Source organism: Hydrogenophaga sp. IBVHS1, assembly GCF_002127265.1.
In the GTDB taxonomy this organism is placed as follows: domain Bacteria; phylum Pseudomonadota; class Gammaproteobacteria; order Burkholderiales; family Burkholderiaceae_C; genus Hydrogenophaga.
In genome coordinates this window covers 2,470,084-2,487,444 of the sequence record NZ_NFUU01000001.1, presented here as the reverse complement: position 1 = coordinate 2,487,444, position 17,361 = coordinate 2,470,084, and the positions used below count along the sequence as shown (strand labels likewise).

Here is a 17,361-nt window from a genome sequence, read left to right as displayed (position 1 = left end):
ATGAACGACCTCGCCGGAAAACACATCGTCCTTGGCCTCTCCGGCGGCATTGCCTGCTACAAATCGGCCGAGTTGTGCCGCGCACTCATCAAGGAAGGCGCCACCGTTCAGGTGGTGATGACCGAAGCTGCCGAGCAGTTCGCCACTGCGGTCACCCTGCAGGCGCTCTCCGGGCGACCGGTTTTCACCTCGCAGTGGGATTCACGCACCTCGGGCGGGGTCGACAACAACATGGCCCACATCAACCTGAGCCGCGAGGCCCACGCCATTGTGGTGGCGCCGGCCAGCGCCGATTTCATGGCCAAGCTGGTGCATGGCCGGGCCGACGACCTGCTGAGCCTGATGTGCCTGGCGCGCCCCATCGACCGGGTGCCGCTGATTCTGGCGCCGGCCATGAACCGCGAAATGTGGGCTCACCCCGCCACGCAGCGCAACGTGCAGCAGCTGCGAGCCGACGGCGCCACGGTGCTGGATGTGGGCGCGGGCGAGCAGGCCTGCGGAGAAACCGGCGACGGCCGCATGCTGGAGCCCGACGAATTGCTGTACGACCTGGTGCGCTTCTTCAGCCCCAAGCCACTGGCGGGCCAGCACCTGCTGGTGAGCGCTGGCCCCACCTTCGAGGCGATCGACCCGGTGCGCGGCCTCACCAACCTCTCCAGCGGCAAGATGGGCTTTGCCATCGCACGGGCCGCGCACGAGGCCGGCGCACAGGTCACGCTGGTGGCTGGCCCGGTAGGGCTGCCTACGCCGCGCGGCGTGGGTCGGGTCAATGTGAAATCGGCGCTGAACATGCAGAAGAGCCTCGATCTGCTCGTGCAGAGCGCCACTGTGTTCGTTTCAGCCGCCGCCGTGGCCGACTGGCGACCGGTGCAGGCGGCCGAGCACAAGATCAAGAAGGACGGCTCGGGCGAGGTGCCCACCTTGTCCTTTGTGGAGAACCCGGACATCCTGGCCGGCATCGCGGCCTCACCGCGCGCCCAGAGCGGTGCGCTGTATTGCGTGGGCTTTGCCGCCGAAAGCCACGACCTCGAAGAACACGCGCAGGCCAAGCGCCTGCGCAAAGGCGTGCCCCTGCTGGTGGGCAACATCGGCCCGGCCACCTTCGGCCAGGACGACAACGCGTTGTTGTTGGTGGACGACAAGGGCATGACGGAATTGCCCCGCGCTTCCAAGCTCGTGCTGGCACGGCAACTCGTGGGTGAGATCGCGCGGCGGCTAAGCCAGCCCCCACCAAGGTAGCAAGCGCTTCATGGCGGCCACCTCGCCGCAATGGTCGGCCGCGTAGCCCGGCAGACCTTCGAGTCTTTGATGCCAGGCGGGGCTGCGAAGGTGCTGCAGCAGGCGTTGCAGGGCAGGTTGTTCCAGCGCGGTCTTGAGGCACACCAGCAGGTAACGCTCTTCGGTGAGCGGCACAAAGCCCAGGCCTTCCTGCCGGGCGGCGTACTCGGTGCCCAGGCCCACGTCGGCGCTGCCGCTCAGCACCGCCTGCGCCACCGCCGCGTGCGAAGCCTCCACGTGCGAAAAACCAGCGATGTCCTCGGCCACCAGGCCGGACTGCGAGAGCAGTTCTTCGAGGAGCAGCCGGGTGCCGGTGCCGATGGCGCGGTTGACGAAACGCGCCTGCAGCCGCGCCACATCGGCCATGGTCTGAAGCCTCAGGGGATTGCCGGGCGCCACCATCAAGCCCTGCGCGCGGCGCGCAAAACCGATGATCTTGTGCAGGCCCGGCCGCAACAGCGGCCGGTAAGTGCGCGCGCTCAGGCTGCCGGCTGCCGCAAAAGGTTGTGTGTGAAAGCCTGCGAGAGTGCAGCGCCCTTCATTGAGTGCGCGAATGGCGTCCACGCTGCCACTGAAGCGGATGTCCAGGTGCAGCGGTCCGGCGGTGCCGTCGTTGGCGATGGGCGTTGCAGTGAACTGCTGCAGCTCGGTCAGCGCATGGTCGTGGCTGGCGTAGAGCGTGATCACGTCGCTGGCACCGGCGCTCGTGGTGTCGTCGAACGCCATCGAGAACGCGCGCTCCAGCTCGGCACGCAGGCCTTCCATCTGCGGTCCCAGCCGGGCCTGCGCCAGCCGTTCGGCCATCAGCAGGCGCTCGCCAAAGGGCGTTAGCCGCGCGGCCTGGCCGCGTTCCCAGAAGATCAGCCCCTGCCCCAGCTGGGTTTCCCAGTCCTTCAGTTGCCCCCACACGTGGCGGTACGAAAGGTCCAGCTCGCGCGCCGCGCCGGAAATCGAGCCACTGCTGCGCAGGGCGTGCAGCACATCCATCATCGGGTTGCGCAGCAGGGCGGAGCGTTGCGAAGCCCCGGGCCGCGACGGGGTCAGGGTGTAGGAGAGCTCGATCTTTCGCATGGTGGCGAAGTGTGCCCCAAACCCGGTTCAAGGCCGCCGAAGCAGGCGTATGTCCGTTGTTTCATACCGCGTCATTACGTACTCCCAATTCGAGAGCACGCCCGTAAGCTCGGTCGCAACTTATGAACACCTTCTCAGACAGCCTGGTCACGGCGATGCAGCTCGTGTTTTCAGGCGACCCCGGCCTCTGGGCGGTGGTGATGCGTTCGCTCGGGGTGAGCGCCACGGCCTGCCTGCTGGCCTGTGGGCTGGGGCTGATGCTGGGCTCCTGGCTCGCGGCTGCGCGTTTCCCCGGGCGTGGCCTGGTGCTCACCGTGCTCAACACGTTCCTGGCCATTCCCTCGGTGGTGGTCGGGCTCGTCATCTACCTTTTGCTCTCGCGCTCCGGCCCCCTGGGTTTCCTGGGCTGGTTGTTCAGTTTTCAGGCCATGGTGCTGGCGCAGACCGTGCTGGTGTTGCCGCTGGTGACCGCGCTCACGCGCCAGGTGGTGGAAGACGCCGACCGAAGCCATGGTGAACAACTGTCTTCGCTGGGTGCCGGCGCCACGCTGCGCAGCCTGCTGCTGGCCTGGGACGAGCGCTACGCCCTGCTCACCGTGCTGCTCACGGCGTTTGGCCGCGCGGTGTCGGAAGTGGGCGCCGTAATGATCGTGGGCGGCAACATCGAAGGTTTCACGCGCGTGATGACCACCGCCATTGCGCTGGAGACCAGCAAGGGCGACCTGCCGCTGGCGCTCGGCCTCGGTGTGGTGCTGCTGGCCGTGGTGCTGCTGCTCAACGCCATGGTGTCGTTGCTGCGCCGCTGGCGCGAGCGGGCCGATGGCAAGGCCAGCGTGGCCACGGCGATGGTGGCTGCATGACCGGTGTTCCGTTGACACACCACGCTGTGGTGAATCCACCCTGTTTCGAACTCCGCGGCGTGCAGGTGCGCCTGGGCGCAGCCGCTCACATCCAGGCGCTGACCGACATCTACCTGCGCATCGAAGAAGGCGAACGCGTGGCGCTGGTGGGCGCCAACGGCAGCGGCAAGAGCACGCTCCTGCGCACACTGCACGGCCTGCAGCGCACCAGCGCGGGCGAACTTCACACCCCGGCGCATCAACGTGTGGCCATGTTGTTCCAGCGGCCACACATGCTGCGCATCAGCGCACGGCGCAACATCCAGCTCGGCCTGTGGCTGCAGGGCATGCCGTGGCGGCAGACCGACGCGCTGGCACTGGCCGCGCTCGAGCGCGTGGAGATGGGCGCACTGGCCGACCGCAATGCGCGTGCGCTTTCGGGCGGCCAGCAGCAGCGCCTGGCGCTGGCGCGGGCGTGGGCGCTGCGCCCGGCCGTGTGGCTGCTCGACGAGCCCACCGCCAGCCTGGACCCGCACGCCAAGCGCGAGGTGGAAGCGCTCATCAGCGAATTCACGGCGGTGGGCCAGCGCGACGCCGAAGGCCAGCCCAACGGGCGGCCCACCACGCTGGTCTTCAGCAGCCACAACCTTGGCCAGGTCAAGCGCCTGGCCAACCGCGTCATCTATCTGGAGGGCGGCCGCCTGCTGGCCGATCTGCCGGTGCACGAATTTTTCAACCGCGACCTGCTGCGTTCCCTGTGTCCGCAGGCCCATTTGTTTGTTCAAGGAGAAAGCTTGTGAAGATCACCTTCCGCCACCTTACCCTCACCGCCGTGCTCGGCACCGCCGGCCTGCTGGCCAGTGCGGGCGCCTTCGCGCAAAGCATCGTGGTGGCCTCCACCACCTCCACCGAACAATCGGGCCTGTTCTCCTACCTGCTGCCGGAATTCAAGAAGGCCAGCGGCATCGACGTGAAGGTGGTCGCGCTGGGCACCGGCCAGGCCATCGACATGGCGCGCCGGGGCGATGCCGACGTGCTGTTCGTGCACGACAAGGTGGCTGAAGACAAGTTCGTGGCCGATGGCTTCTCGGCCAAGCGCCAGGAGGTCATGTACAACGACTTCGTGCTGATCGGCCCCAAGGCCGACCCGGTGAAGGCCAAGGGCAACGACATCGTGGCCGCCATGAAGAAGGTGGCCGCCGCCAATGCCGAGTTCATCTCGCGCGGCGACAAGAGCGGCACGCACGCGGCAGAGCTGCGCTTCTGGAAGATGACCGACACCGACGCCAACAAGGGCACCGGCTACAAGGAGTGCGGCTGTGGCATGGGCCCGGCGCTCAACATCGCGGCCAGCAGCGGCGGTTATGTGCTGGCCGATCGCGGCACCTGGCTCAACTTCAAGAACCGCGCCGATCTGGCGGTGCTGGTCGAAGGCGACAAGCGCCTCTTCAACCAGTACGGCGTGATGCTGGTGAGCGCCGCCAAGCACCCGCAGGTGAAGACCGCCGAAGGCCAGAAGTTCGTGGACTGGGTGACCGGCCCGGCCGGGCAGGCGGCGATTGCGGGCTACAAGATCGGTGGCGAGCAGCTCTTTTTCCCGAACGCGCTGAAGTGAAGTCGCTGTTTCACACAACTGTCATCGCTTTGCCAACGTAAGGTCATCCTCGCCGCGCAGCATGTTCTCCAACCAATGGAGAACAGCCATGAAGATCGCAGTGGTGGGTGCTGGGTATGTGGGGCTGGTCACCGCGACCTGCTTGGCGGAACTGGGCAACGACGTGGTGTGTGTGGACCGCGACCACGGGCGCATTGCGGTGCTGCAGGCCGGCGGTGTGCCGATCTTCGAGCCGGGGCTTGAAGACCTGCTGCAGCGCAACCGCCACGCCGAACGGCTGCGCTTCACCACCACCATGGCCATGGCGGTGCGACATGCCGAGGTGATCTTCATCGCCGTGGGCACGCCACCCCATGAAGACGGATCGGCCGATCTGCAGCATGTGCTGGCGGTTGCCGCACAGATCGGGCAGCACATGACCGACTTCAAGGTGGTGGTCAACAAATCGACCGTGCCGGTGGGCACCGCCCGACGCGTGGAGCAGGTGCTGCGCCAGGCGCTGGCGGACAGGGCGCTCGATGCGCTGGATTTCGCTGTGGTGTCCAACCCCGAATTCCTGAAGGAGGGCGCCGCCATCGACGACTTCATGCACCCGGACCGCATCGTCATCGGCCTGCCGCCAGGCAGCGCCGGCGAGGCAGCGCGGCGGCTGATGACGCGGCTGTATGCGCCGTTCAACCGGCACCACGAGCGCAGCCTGTGGATGGACGTGGCCAGCGCGGAAATGACCAAGTACGCGGCCAACGCCATGCTGGCCACGCGCATTTCTTTCATGAACGAAATGGCGCACCTGGCCGACGCGCTGGGCGCCGACATCGACGCCGTGCGAAGGGGCATTGGTTCGGACAGCCGGATCGGCCATGGCTTTCTCTACGCCGGCACCGGCTACGGCGGCAGTTGTTTTCCCAAGGACACCCGCGCGCTGATCCACGAAGCCACGGCGCACGGCCTGCGCATGCGCATCGTGGAGGCCACCGAGTTGGTGAACCGAACGCAGAAACATGTGCTGGTGGAACGGGTCTGCGCGCATTTCGGCGCCGACCTGCGCGGCCTGCGCCTGGGTGTGTGGGGACTGGCCTTCAAGCCCAACACCGACGACATGCGCGATGCACCCAGCCGCATCGTGATCCCGGAACTGCTGAGGCGTGGTGCGGAAGTGCTGGTGCACGACCCGGTGGCCTTGAACGAAGCCGAGCGCGCACTGAGCGCGGACCTGGGCTGCCCGGTGAGCGATGTGCGGGCCTTGACCTTTGTGGATTCCCCGCTCGATGCACTGGCCGGTGTGGATGCCCTGCTGGTGCTCACTGAGTGGAAGTGCTTCCACAACCCCGACTTCGACGCCATGGCCCGCAGCATGCGCGGGCGCGTGATCTTCGATGGCCGCAACCTCTACGATCCCGCCCTCATGGACACCCTCGGTTTTGTGTACCAGGGCATTGGACGGCGGGGTGGCTTGCGCGAACCGATATGGCCTATGCTTGTCCCGCACGCTGCCGCTCCGGAACACAGCGTGCCTGTTCATTCATAAGGAGAACACCATGGGAATCTTCAGCAACATCCTCGAAAAACTCGGCATGGGTTCGCCCAAGGTCGTTCCTCAGCCACCGGTGGCCAGCGCCCCGGTGCCGCAGGCGCCCATGGACGCACCCGCCGCCGCCGCGCCGCCGCCCGTGGCTTCCATCACCATGGTGGACGTGATGGCGCTGATGGAGAAGAAAGCCGCCGCCAACCCGCAGAAACTCAACTGGAAAACCTCCATCGTCGACCTGCTCAAGCTGCTCGAACTCGACAGCAGCCTCGACGCGCGCAAGCAACTGGCCAAAGAGTTGTATTGCCCCGATGACCTCATGGGCGACTCCGCGAAGATGAACATGTGGCTGCACAAGAACGTGCTGGCTCACATTGCCGCCAACGGCGGCAACATCCCCAAGGACATGCTCGACTGATACTTTCGGCTGCCTTGACGCCGCATGGGGCGTCGCCTTCAATGATCGGGTTCATTGATGGAGACTCCCCATGCGAAAACTGGTCCTTTCTTCGTTTGTTCTTGCCGTGTTGCTGCCCGTGGCGTCGTTCGCCGAGCCCACCAGCAGCTGCACTGCCTCCGCCACCGAGAAAAAGCTGGCCGGTGCCGCGAAGACATCGTTCATGAAAAAGTGCGAGAAGGACGCGGCAGCCTTCTGCGACACCGCAGCGGCGGAGAAGAAGATTTATGGCGCCGCCAAGAACAGCTTCACCAAGAAGTGTGTGAAGGACGCCGTGGGTGCCGCGGCCAGCTGAGGCGGTAGTAGCGCTTTAAATTAGTACCTTAGAACTACAATTCCTGAGGCGCTTCCACTGCGGGCAGTGGAAGCGCTTTTTTTCAATCAGGTCTCAGGAGTTGTATGAAGCGTTCTACGTTTGCGTTTTTTGGCGGGCTGTCGATGCTGGCAGTTCTTTCAGCCGGGTGTTCTTCACCTGTGAAGCAGGTTGAGGCAGAGAGTGTCCCTGCAAAGAGCGTGCAGGCGCCAGCAAAGGCCCCATCGGCTGCACCTGTGGTGGCAGCTGGTGCACCACGCACCGTCAAGTCCACAGACGGCAGCTACGAAGGCGAGATAGTGGGAACAGCGCTGCCCAAGAGCAAGTTTGCAAAGCTGCGCATCGGCATGAGCATGGGTGAGGTGCAGGACGTCATGGACCGCGCTCCCGATCGCACCCATACCCACGAAACCGGCAAACGCTGGATCCCGTTTTATTTCGGTCCGGACGCGCGCCGCCTGCAGGTTTTGTACAAGGGCGAGGGCTGTCTCACTTTCACTGACGGCAACGTCTGGGGTGCAGCTGGTGGAGATCTCATGCAAATCCACAACGACACATCGGGCGCCTGCTACCAGCCCTGAGCGCAACGGGCAGTCAGCGAACCATGGCCACGCCCTTGATCTGGGCGTAGACCTGCAGCCCGGGTGCAATGCCCAGGCGGCGCGCGGACAGCGCGCTGATGCGGGAGAGCAGGCGCACCACTTGGTCGCCTTCTCCCAGCTTCAAGCCCACCAGCACCTGCCCCGGCATGTCGTCGGCCACGTCCACCACAGTGGCCGGCAGGATGTTGAGCACGCTGGTTTGCTCGGGCATCTGCAATGACAAGCTCACGTCGCGCGCCTGAATGCGCACCCGCACTCGTGTGCCTGGCGGCAGCGCAGCGCCCGAGGGCTGCGGCATCAGCAGCCGTCCGCCATCAAAGTCCAGCTCACTCAAGCAGTCGGCCTGCAAATGGCCGACCGCGCGCGCGTCGATCAGTGAGGCCGCTGCGTCGCCATGCGCCAGTGGCAGATCGAGACGTGTCATGAGCGATTCCACCGGGCCTTGCGCCCGCACTTGGCCTGCTTCCAGCAACACCAGGTGATCGGCCAGGCGCGCCATCTCGTCGGGCGAATGAGTCACGTAAACCACCGGAATCTCGAGCCGCTCGTGCAGCCGCTCCAGCCACGGCAAGATTTCCGACTTGCGCGCCGCATCGAGCGAGGCCAGCGGCTCGTCCATCAACAAAACGCGCGGGCTGGTGGCCAGCGCCCGCGCCATCGCCACGCGCTGGCGTTCCCCGCCCGAGAGTTCATGCGGCATGCGCTGCAGCAGGTGCGTGATGCCCAGCAGCTCCAGCCCATGGTCCCAGCCGTGCCGGCGTTCGGCGGCAGGCGTGCGCGTAAAGCCGAACATCAGATTGCGCTGCACGTTCAGGTGTTCGAACAGACTGGCTTCCTGAAACACATAGCCCAGCGCGCGCTGATTCACCGGGCGCTGCACGCCACGCACGCTGTCTTGCCACACATCCGCGCCCACGCGCACCGTGCCGATGGCCTTGGGCTCCAGCCCGGCGAGCACGCGCAGGCAGGTGGTCTTGCCCGAGCCTGAAGGGCCGTAGAGCACGCTCACGCCTTTGCCCGGCAGGTGCAGATCCACATCGAGCAGGAAGCCGCTGCGTTGCAAGCGAGCGGTGAGCTGAAGGCCTTCGATCATGGGTGGCTCGCGCGCTGGCGCCGCTGGTAGAGCTGCAGCGTGAGCAGCACCACGAAAGAGAAACCGAGCATCACCGCCGCGAGGCGGTGCGCGTCGCCATACTCCAGCGCTTCTACGTGGTCGAAGATCTGCACCGAGACCACTCGTGTGACGCCAGGAATGTTGCCGCCCACCATGAGCACCACGCCGAATTCACCCACCGTGTGCGCAAACGCCATGATCGTGCCGGTGATGAGCCCCGGCTTGCACAGCGGCAGCACCACGTGAAAAAACGTGTCGACCGGCGAGGCCCGCAGGCTGGCCGCCGCTTCCAGCGGGCGCGTGCCCAGCGCCTGCATGGCGTTTTGTACCGGCTGCACCATGAAGGGCAGCGAATAGAACACCGAGGCAATCACCAGTCCGGTGAAGCTGAAAGTGAGCACCCCCAGCCCCAGCCATTGCGTGAACTGGCCCACCGGGCCGTTCGGCCCCATCAGCACCAGCAAGTAGAACCCCAGCACCGAAGGCGGCAACACCAGCGGCATCGACACCAGCGCACCTACGGGCCGGCTCCAGGCCGAGGTGCTGCGCGCCAGCCACCACGCCAGCGGCACCCCCAGCACCAGCAGGATCAGCGTGGTGAGGGTGGCCACCTGCAGCGTGAGGCCAATGGCCTGGAGGTCGGACGGGGTGAGCAACATGGGACTAGATGTCGTAGCCGTAGGAGCGGATCAGATCCTTGATGTTGGGGCTCTTGAGCAGGTTCATCAGCGCCACCGCAGCCTCGTTGTTCGCGCCGCGCTTGAGCAGCACCGCGCCTTGCTCGATCGGCGTATACAGGGTCTGCGGCACCACCCACATCGAACCACTCTTGAGCCGCCCGCCTTCCAGCACCTGCGACATCGCCACAAAGGCAATCTCCGCATTGCCGGTGAAGGCGAAGTTGTAGGTCTGGCCGATGCTCTCGCCCTGCACCAGCTTCGGGGTGAGCGCGGCCGTCAACCCCAGCTTCTCCATCGTCTGCACGGCGGCCGCGCCATACGGCGCCGTCTTGGGGTTGGCCAGCGCCAACTTGCGAAACGCGCCGCCCTTCAGCACCGCGCCCTGCGCATCCACCTTCGCCGCATCGGCAGACCACAGCACCAGCTTGCCCGTGGCGTAGGTGAAGCGGCAGCCCGGCTGCGCCAGGCCGTCGGCTTCCAGCTGCGCGGGCGTCTTCGTGTCGGCAGCCAGCATCACGTCGAACGGTGCACCGTTCCTGATCTGCGCATACAGCCCGCCCGTGGCACCCACGCTGATCTTCAGCGTGTGGCCGGTGGTCTTTTGCAGCACCGAGGCAATGGCCTTGATGGGCTCCGCAAAGTTGGCTGCCACGGCAATCTGCGCTTCGGCCGCGTGCACGGTGGTGCCGGCCAAGGCTGCGAGCGCCAACAGGGGCCAACGCAGAAGAGAACGTGCGAACATCGGGCCGCTCCTTGTCAAGAGATTTCGCTATTCCAATCCGGAATAGCGGTGCGAGTATAGGCCCTTGAGAAAACCCATGGCTTCCACACGAAAACCTTCCACCCGAAGTGCAGCCAAAAATGCCCTGACCACGCTGCCGCAGGCCCTGGCCGACACCAGCGCCGACAAGCGCCTGGACGTGCTGCGTCAGATCGCCGCCGGCCACTCCATCTCTCAGGCCGCGCGCGAAGTGGGCATCAGCTACAAGGCCGCGTGGCAGGCCATCGACACCTTGTCCAACCTCAGCGGCCAGCCATTGGTGGAACGCACCGTGGGCGGCGTGGGAGGCGGCGGCGCACAGATCACCCCGCACGGCGAACAACTGCTGTCACTCGCCGACGCACTGGCCGAGGCACGCCAACAGGTGCTGTCGCGCTTCTCGCAAGGCATGCAACTCGCCAGCGGCTTCGGCCTGCGCACCAGCATGCGCAACCAGTTGCCCTGCCGCGTGCTGCAATGCGAGCCCGCCTCGCCCGACGACCCCATGGTGTGGGTGCAGCTGCGCACCCCCGGCGGCGCCGGCCTCACGGCCAGCGTCACCCGCGAAAGCGCCGATCTGCTGGGCCTGGTGCCGGGGCTGGAGGTGTTGGCGCTGTGCAAGGCCACGGCGGTGACCGTGCTCAGTGCGGCGCGCGCCGCGACCGCTGCAAAAGGAGATGCCGCAGCGCAGCAGTGTTCACTGGAAGGCCGGGTGGAGCGCGTGGCCAAAGGTGCCGACCGTGATGAGGTGGTGCTGGCGCTTGAAGGCGGAGGGCATTGGGTGGGCTTCGCGCTGCATCCGTTCACGGCCCGTGTGGGTGCGCGGGCGGTGGCGACCATGCCCTATGCGGCGTTGGTGGTGGGATTGGCAGATTGAAAAACTCCAGGCACCACTGAGTCAAGTGGCCTGTGCACCTTGAACCATTGGCTGAAGGTGAGCGTGCTCTCAGTTCGGAGTGCCAGGCTCCATCTGCGAAGAAGGCTTCTGCTCTGGAATGCGGGTGCATGACGTATACGGTATGTCTCTTCGCCGGTCTGAACGCAGGAGCAAGGTGCTCCAGGTGCCAGGTGGCAGCCGCCGGATTGAGGGAGATGGGTCTCCACAACGGACCGGGAGCCCCATCTCCCGATACCAGCCGCAAACTTCGTTGAGCGACTGCCGGTCTTCTTCGACAAGGATCTGAGCTACCGAACGCAGCACATTTTGAAGAAAGTCTGCGGAGCAGTTCCCAGGTCCTGCGAGACGGTAGTTCGTATCGAGGGTGGTTGCCAAAGCCCAAAGGCTGTTGCGTGCCGTACCGATGTCATCCAGTTCAGCGACGAGCTCTGCTGGCAAATCGGGAAAGCTCGGAGTTGTCAATGCAACGCCGTCTTGCTGCAGATTTTCTGACCTACCCCCTGACCGACTCAACACGAACGGGGAAGGCTCGAAGGTGTGCACTTTCGAGTCTTTCAGGATGTAGTCGCTCATGGCCCTCATGCGGTCGAACGAAAGATGCCAGATCAGGCACTGCGGAGCACTGCTTTCGAGGGCATCGGAGGTTCTCAGTGGATCGGAGTCAGGAATCACTCGGTCGGTCGGTAGATTTCGCCACGGACGGCTGCGTTCGGCCGGCAGCACCGGGGCAAAGAGTTTCACGCGCGTCACCGGACTCAGAGAGCGCCGCCATTCGTCGAAGCCGCGTCTTTCGCGTGTGGCATAAGTCAACCCACTGTAGAAAGCTGGTACCACTTTCGTGTTTTCGTTTGTCACGCCGTCTTCGTATTCCATGCCAAAGGCCTGCAGCGTCTTGAGCCTGTGTGAAGCCAGCAGAGAGTCGATGCTGTCCCAGGCGGTCGTCTTGACCAGGAGGTCGAGCAGTTTGTGGTCGGTGTCCGTCTTGAAGGCCTTAGATTGCCCTTCGTAGTTGGGTGCATAGGCATCCACGACGAAAAGCATGCAACCCCGCATTGGGCGTCCCTTCCTGGCCGACTCGAGGTAGGCCGTCCTGGCTTTTTCCAGCAAAGTCCAAAGCCCCAGGTTGTCGAACACGCCGCCGTCGTACACGCGCTCGAACGATTGGATCGGCTTCATCTGGTCGCTTTCGGGGTCATAGACACGCTCTCCGTAAACATTGAGCGTGATGTTCCCGAAGACGCCTGGAAACGCACCCGACGCCATCACGGCATGTGAGATCGGGTAGGTGTCGAGCCGGGAGCCAAGGCGCCACGTGAATGCTTCTTCACTGAAGGCGAATCCTTCGCTACCCAACTGTGAAGTCGAACTGGTGGTGTTCAGAAAAAGGCGAGGCCGCCCCGGTCCAAAGTTCCCGAGATCCTGAAAAGTCGCCTTCCCGAAAAGCGTGTCTTCGAAGACGCCCGCCATGATGTGGGTGCGTTCGACGTCCGAGGTCGCCATCCGGAACCAGTTGGTGGGGTTCAGCGTCAGGCGGCGAATCCAGTCTCCCAGGAAGTCGCGTTTCAGGCTGGATCCCAGTTGCTGCCAATGCTCAGGCTCGCTTAAACGATCTGCGTTGAGTGCGTAGAGCGCTCCAGCCAGTGATCCGCCCGAGACAGAAGAAATCGAATCCAGGTTTTGCAGCATGCCCAAGGCATGCAGTCTCTCCATGACCGACCAGGAGAGGTTCGCCGCTCGGCTGCCCCCGCCAGAGAGCGCGAGCCCAATAAAGGGTTGGTCAGATGCTGACGAGGCAAGCATGGAGGCCCGGGGAACGGGCGCTGGAAAGCTCGACGGGCTAGGCTTGTCGTACTCAGGCAGTGGCTGATTCAGTGCGGTGGTTACTTTGGTCACTGCACACCCAGCCAGACTTCCCACAGCGAAAACCACAAGCAGTCCACGGCGAAGAGTCTTGAGCATAGTTACCTTGCATGGTGGGTAAATTGCATTTCGACTCAGTGATCCAACTCAGTTGGATTTCCAGAGTCACCCTCTGGGCGCGATTATGAGCAGATCATGCGATCTGAGAATGGGAGCACCAGCCGCAGCAGCAGGGCGGCGCGCCGCGTGGCGAACGGCCCATCGCTGACGTGGATCGCAAGGATCGCGGCGGCGACGCCTGATCACGGCTCGCGCTAGGGCTTCAAGGCAAAGCCAGCGATCTGTTTGTAGTTGTCCGAAATCGCTCGCAGCTCGTCCTGGCTGATGAGATCGTCGATGTGGTTGAACGGCTGGCCCCCGCTGAGTTCATCGGCCTTCATGATGATGAAGTCCGGCGGCAGTGTGCGGTTGGTCTCCACGACTTTGGCCGTGGGTCCCAGTCGCAGCGCTTCGTACCGGCTGAGCGCCGCTGCAGGATCGTCCGGCGAGCCCGCCATTTCGTCGGCGAGCGTGCGGGCATCGAGCAAGGCCTGCGCAGAACCATTGGAGCCGCGCGGATACATCGGATGGGCTGCGTCCCCCATGAGCGTCACGCGGTCGAACGACCATTGCTGCAAGGGGTTCTTGTCGACCATCGGGTACTCGAACACCTGCTGGGCAGACCCGATCAAGGCGGGCACGTCCAGCCAGTCGTAGCGCCAGGACTCGAACACCGGGAGAAAGTCCTCGAGGCGGCCGGGTCGGTTCCAGTCGTTCATGGCGGCATTCGGGTCGCGAATTTCTGCCACCCAGTTGATCAGCTGGTTTCCCTTGCCATCGACGTTGTCGACGATCGGGTAGATCACCATCTTGCCGGTGTCGATGGAGCCGATGCGGATGTAGCTTTTTCCCGTGAGGATGGGCTTGTGCACGCTCACGCCCCGCCACGTGTTGATGCCTGCGTAGCAGATGCGATCGTCTGGATAAAAATGCCGCCGTATCGTGGAGTTCACGCCGTCGCACGCCACCACCACGCCGGCGTTCACCTGCACAGGCGCTCCCTGTGCACCTGCTTCGAAGCGCAGCGTCGCGCCGCCCTCCGCAGGATCGATGCCGATGCACCGGTGCCCCACATGCAGGCGCTCCGCCCCTAGCCGTTGCACGGCCGCGTTCCACAGCACGCGGTGAAGCTTGCCACGGTGGATGCCGAGTTCGGGCAGTGCGTACCCCGCGTGGCGTCCGCGCGGTTCGGCGTAAACGAACTGCCCCCACCGGTTGTAGAACACGCTCTCAAGGTTTTCAATGGCCTCGGCTTCCAGTTCCGCCGTGAGCCCCAGCGCATCGAGTTCGCGCATGGCGTGTGGCAGCAGCGTGATGCCGACGCCGATTTCTTTCACCTCAGGTGCCGCTTCGAACACGTCGCAGACCTGTCCGCGCTGGTGCATGGCCAGCGCAAAGGCCAGCCCGCCGATGCCGCCGCCCACCACGGCGACCGGGATGTCTTTCTCGCGTGTCATTCGGCCTTGATGCCCTGAGATTTGATGAGTGCGGCCCACCGATCCGCATCCTTGGCCACCAGACGCCCGAACGCGTCGGGCGTGTTGCTCGCCGGGTCCATGCCCTGGCCGGCAAACGCCTTCTGCACGTCTTCGCTGCGAAGGATGTCGTTGATCTCACGGTTGAGCGTGGCGATCTGCGCTGCCGGCATGCCCTTGGGCGCGAAGATCCCGTACCACATGTCCACGTTCACATCGCCGGCCTTGGCTTCGCTGAGCGTGGGCACATCGGGCAGCAATGGATGGCGTTTTTCGCTGCCGATGCCCAGCGCCACCAGGCGGCCCGAACGCACCTGCGGCAGGGCCACATGGATCGGCAGGAACATGGCGTCGACCTGACCCCCGAGCATGTCTGTGACGGCAGGGCCGGTGCCACGGTAGGGAATGTGCGTGAGGAACACCTTTGCCGTGCTTTTGAACAGCTCCATCGACAGGTGGTGCGGTGTGCCCACCCCCGGCGAGGCGTAGTTGAGCTTGCCGGGGGCATTGCGCGCCGCCGTCACCAGATCGGTTGCCGTCTTGAAGCCAGAGCGGGGATGGGTGACCAGAATGAGTTGCCCCCAGCTCGTGAGGCTCACAGGCTCCAGGTCGCGCACCGGGTCGAAGCCCAGCTGCGGATACAGGCTGCGGTTCATCACCAGTGTGTTCACGCTCACAAGCAGCGTGCTGCCGTCCGGCGCGGCCCGCACCACGGCTTCCGTGCCGATGTTGCCGGACGCGCCGGCCCGGTTCTCCACCACCACCGGCCGCTTGAGTCTTTCCGACAGCTTGGGACCCACCGTCCGTGCGATCAGGTCGATGCCGGTTCCCGGTGTGAAGGGCACGATCAGCCGAATCGGCCCTTCGGCCGGCTGCGCGGCCGCCAGGCCCGCTGCCATCACGAGCCCAAGGGTCACCACGGCGCGTCGAATCTTCGATTTCAGGATGGTCATGGAAACGACTCCTACTGTTAGCATGCTTCCTATTGTCCTGGGTCGAAGGACGGTGCACATCCGTAAAATCCCGAAGCCTGCCCTCCAAGCCATGCCTCATTTCGACATCTACCAGCGCCCAGGTTTCCTGCTTCGCCGAACCCACCAGATTTCAGCGGCGGTGTTCGAAAACGCGTGCGCCGAAGTGGCACTCACGCCCGCCCAGTACGGCGTGTTGACCGTGCTGGCCGCTGAACCAGGCATCGATCAGACCCGCCTCTCGCGCGCCTTGGCGTTCGACAAGGTCACCGTGATGCGCGTGGTCAAGGGCCTTGAGGACCGAGCGCTGGTCAGGCGCGAACGGTCCACCGTCAGCAGGCGTCAGATGAACCTCAACCTGACGGAGGAGGGGCGCAGATTGATCGAAGCGGCGCGCGAGCCGGCGGAGCGGGCGTATCAGAAACTGCTGTCTCCCCTGAACGCCGCGCAGCGCCGCCAACTCATCGAACTGCTGAGCGCGATCACTGAAGGGCTGAGCGATGAAGCGCGTGCTCCATTTGTGCCGCTTGAACTGAAGGCAGATCCCGCTCGACCAGGTCGGGCCAAGCGGTCACGCTAGATGACCGCCGCGCAGAGCCACAGATCGTGGATACATGGATGAGAACCCGCCTCGCCCGACGACCCCATGGTGTGGGTGCAACTGCGCACACCCGGCGGCGCCAGCCTCACGGCCAGCGTCACCCGCGAAAGCGCCGACCTGCTGGGCCTGGCGCCGGGGCTGGAGGTGTTGGCGCTGTGCAAGGCCACGGCGGTGACCGTGCTTAGCGCGGCCCGTGTTGCGACGGCTGTGAAAGGGGATGCCGCTGCGCAGCGGTGTTCGCTGGAAGGGCGCGTGGAGCGTGTGGCCAAGGGTGCCGACCGCGATGAGGTGGTGCTCGCGCTAGAAGTAGGAGGGCATTGGGTGGGGTTTGCGCCGCATCCGTCTACTGCACGAGTTGGTTCGCGTGCGGTTGCGACTATGCCTTATGCGGCGTTTGTGGTGGGCTTGGTGGGTTGACACGCCACCCGCCGAAAACAGTGCTACGCCTAATTACCGACACCCTTGCCGCCGAGTACGAGGTCGGACAGGCGACTTTGACGAATTCTTGATTTCCCAGCGCGGTCTGGTTGTCTGATTGAGCACGCCCTAAACAGGTACCCGCTTTAAACCAACAGTCACGCGATCGAGGAACGGATGGCGCCGTCTGCCCACACCGGGCCTGGCGCCCGCTGCTTTCACTTGCTCGTATTGATCTGTGTCACCGGGCCGCGTTAATACCTTTTGACTTGGTCAATCAGCCGACGAAAGTGTCCATTGTTCTGTGCCATTGCTTGTAGTGGTGAAAAGAGCCTTTCCCATGATATTTTTCTCTAGACCGACTATCAGCATCAGCAGCGCACTGCTGTTGAGGCGGGAGTTTGCAATTAGTCGCTTCATGGCGTCAACATCCAGGCTAGAGGCGCTTGGGTGGTCTTCGGCGTGGGTGTGCCATTCGCCAAGATAAAGGAGGCCCTTTTTTGCCTGTTGTTCGATCGCCGCTTGAGCAGCCTTTGGATTTGAGCGATACCTATATCTGGAGCGTTCGTCACCAGGGTAGGGCCCGGTCGCGATTTCGACATTTACGGCATCTAAAGAAATGGTTCCAAATAACTGACCTCCTGCCTCCGAAGCGAACATCCAAGTTTGGCGGTAGCGCTGCACGTGAGTCACCACCGGCGGCCGAATCACGATTCGTTGGGCGGTCGAGTCGCAGGTGGCCATGATGGCCTTGCAGGATGGCATCCATTTCAGGGCGTACAT

General features: G+C 64.3%; 19 protein-coding genes. 11 read left to right on the top strand and 8 right to left on the bottom strand.

The annotated features are described in order from the left end of the window. The gene (gene coaBC / locus CAP37_RS11930) at positions 1 to 1,239 is read left to right on the top strand and encodes a bifunctional phosphopantothenoylcysteine decarboxylase/phosphopantothenate--cysteine ligase CoaBC (protein WP_086124358.1); all 1,239 of its coding nucleotides are present in this window, start codon (positions 1 to 3) and stop codon (positions 1,237 to 1,239) included. On the opposite strand, the gene CAP37_RS11925 is transcribed toward coaBC, so the two are convergent. After that, a complete protein-coding gene (locus tag CAP37_RS11925; RefSeq protein ID WP_086124357.1) occupies positions 1,216 to 2,349 on the bottom strand; it encodes a substrate-binding domain-containing protein in 1,134 nt (377 codons plus the stop codon). The two genes, coaBC and CAP37_RS11925, sit on opposite strands and share 24 nt — an antisense overlap. Before the next feature lie 122 nt (positions 2,350 to 2,471). Here CAP37_RS11925 and CAP37_RS11920 point away from each other — a divergent pair, with 122 nt between their 5' ends. The 7 genes from CAP37_RS11920 to CAP37_RS11890 all read left to right on the top strand — a co-directional run bounded on the left by CAP37_RS11920 (position 2,472) and on the right by CAP37_RS11890 (position 7,682). Then, entirely contained in the window at positions 2,472 to 3,209 is a 738-nt protein-coding gene (locus tag CAP37_RS11920; RefSeq protein ID WP_086124356.1) for an ABC transporter permease, read from the top strand. Next, positions 3,206 to 3,988, top strand: coding sequence for an ATP-binding cassette domain-containing protein (locus CAP37_RS11915; protein ID WP_086124355.1), 783 nt, complete (start codon positions 3,206 to 3,208; stop codon positions 3,986 to 3,988). The genes CAP37_RS11920 and CAP37_RS11915 overlap by 4 nt, the downstream gene beginning before the upstream one ends. 2 nt (positions 3,989 to 3,990) lie before the next feature. Then, positions 3,991 to 4,803, top strand: coding sequence for an extracellular solute-binding protein (locus tag CAP37_RS11910; RefSeq protein ID WP_373271091.1), 813 nt, complete (start codon positions 3,991 to 3,993; stop codon positions 4,801 to 4,803). A gap of 88 nt (positions 4,804 to 4,891) precedes the next feature. Next, a complete protein-coding gene (locus CAP37_RS11905) occupies positions 4,892 to 6,331 on the top strand; it encodes a UDP-glucose/GDP-mannose dehydrogenase family protein (protein ID WP_086124353.1) in 1,440 nt (479 codons plus the stop codon). 10 nt (positions 6,332 to 6,341) lie between these two features. Beyond that, the gene (locus CAP37_RS11900) at positions 6,342 to 6,749 is read left to right on the top strand and encodes a DUF3597 domain-containing protein (protein WP_086124352.1); all 408 of its coding nucleotides are present in this window, start codon (positions 6,342 to 6,344) and stop codon (positions 6,747 to 6,749) included. 70 nt (positions 6,750 to 6,819) lie between these two features. Continuing rightward, a complete protein-coding gene (locus CAP37_RS11895) occupies positions 6,820 to 7,083 on the top strand; it encodes a PsiF family protein (protein ID WP_086124351.1) in 264 nt (87 codons plus the stop codon). 104 nt (positions 7,084 to 7,187) lie between these two features. Then, positions 7,188 to 7,682 carry a hypothetical protein gene (locus tag CAP37_RS11890; protein WP_086124350.1) on the top strand — a complete coding sequence of 165 codons (495 nt, stop codon included), beginning with the start codon at positions 7,188 to 7,190 and terminating at the stop codon, positions 7,680 to 7,682. Positions 7,683 to 7,695: 13 nt separating this feature from the next. On the opposite strand, the gene modC is transcribed toward CAP37_RS11890, so the two are convergent. Genes modC through modA form a run of 3 tightly spaced genes read right to left on the bottom strand, consistent with a single transcriptional unit; the run spans position 7,696 to position 10,239 of the window. After that, positions 7,696 to 8,796 carry a molybdenum ABC transporter ATP-binding protein gene (modC, locus tag CAP37_RS11885; RefSeq protein ID WP_086124349.1) on the bottom strand — a complete coding sequence of 367 codons (1,101 nt, stop codon included), beginning with the start codon at positions 8,794 to 8,796 and terminating at the stop codon, positions 7,696 to 7,698. Next, positions 8,793 to 9,476, bottom strand: coding sequence for a molybdate ABC transporter permease subunit (gene modB / locus CAP37_RS11880; protein ID WP_086124348.1), 684 nt, complete (start codon positions 9,474 to 9,476; stop codon positions 8,793 to 8,795). The genes modC and modB overlap by 4 nt, the downstream gene beginning before the upstream one ends. Positions 9,477 to 9,480: 4 nt before the next feature. After that, entirely contained in the window at positions 9,481 to 10,239 is a 759-nt protein-coding gene (gene modA, locus CAP37_RS11875) for a molybdate ABC transporter substrate-binding protein (protein WP_179190195.1), read from the bottom strand. Between the two features lie 76 nt (positions 10,240 to 10,315). Here modA and CAP37_RS11870 point away from each other — a divergent pair, with 76 nt between their 5' ends. Beyond that, on the top strand, positions 10,316 to 11,134 hold the full coding sequence (locus CAP37_RS11870; protein ID WP_086124347.1) for a TOBE domain-containing protein: 819 nt from the start codon (positions 10,316 to 10,318) through the stop codon (positions 11,132 to 11,134). A 69-nt stretch (positions 11,135 to 11,203) separates the two neighbouring features. On the opposite strand, the gene CAP37_RS11865 is transcribed toward CAP37_RS11870, so the two are convergent. From CAP37_RS11865 to CAP37_RS11855, 3 genes are all read right to left on the bottom strand, one after another. Continuing rightward, on the bottom strand, positions 11,204 to 12,955 hold the full coding sequence (locus CAP37_RS11865) for a patatin-like phospholipase family protein (RefSeq protein ID WP_179190194.1): 1,752 nt from the start codon (positions 12,953 to 12,955) through the stop codon (positions 11,204 to 11,206). A gap of 374 nt (positions 12,956 to 13,329) precedes the next feature. Next, entirely contained in the window at positions 13,330 to 14,553 is a 1,224-nt protein-coding gene (locus tag CAP37_RS11860) for a flavin-dependent oxidoreductase (RefSeq protein ID WP_086124966.1), read from the bottom strand. Positions 14,554 to 14,567: 14 nt separating this feature from the next. Continuing rightward, positions 14,568 to 15,542: a tripartite tricarboxylate transporter substrate binding protein gene (locus CAP37_RS11855; RefSeq protein WP_086124345.1), complete on the bottom strand. Its 975-nt coding sequence runs from the start codon at positions 15,540 to 15,542 to the stop codon at positions 14,568 to 14,570. On the opposite strand from CAP37_RS11855, the gene CAP37_RS11850 reads away from it, so the two are divergent. Continuing rightward, complete coding sequence (locus CAP37_RS11850; RefSeq protein WP_256926949.1) at positions 15,541 to 16,140, top strand: MarR family winged helix-turn-helix transcriptional regulator; 600 nt, start codon at positions 15,541 to 15,543, stop codon at positions 16,138 to 16,140. The genes CAP37_RS11855 and CAP37_RS11850 overlap by 2 nt on opposite strands. A 66-nt stretch (positions 16,141 to 16,206) precedes the next feature. Then, complete coding sequence (locus tag CAP37_RS11845) at positions 16,207 to 16,578, top strand: TOBE domain-containing protein (protein WP_086124343.1); 372 nt, start codon at positions 16,207 to 16,209, stop codon at positions 16,576 to 16,578. A gap of 273 nt (positions 16,579 to 16,851) precedes the next feature. Here the strand turns inward: CAP37_RS11845 and CAP37_RS11840 are convergent, their stop codons facing one another. Continuing rightward, positions 16,852 to 17,361, bottom strand: coding sequence for a Mov34/MPN/PAD-1 family protein (locus CAP37_RS11840; RefSeq protein ID WP_086124342.1), 510 nt, complete (start codon positions 17,359 to 17,361; stop codon positions 16,852 to 16,854).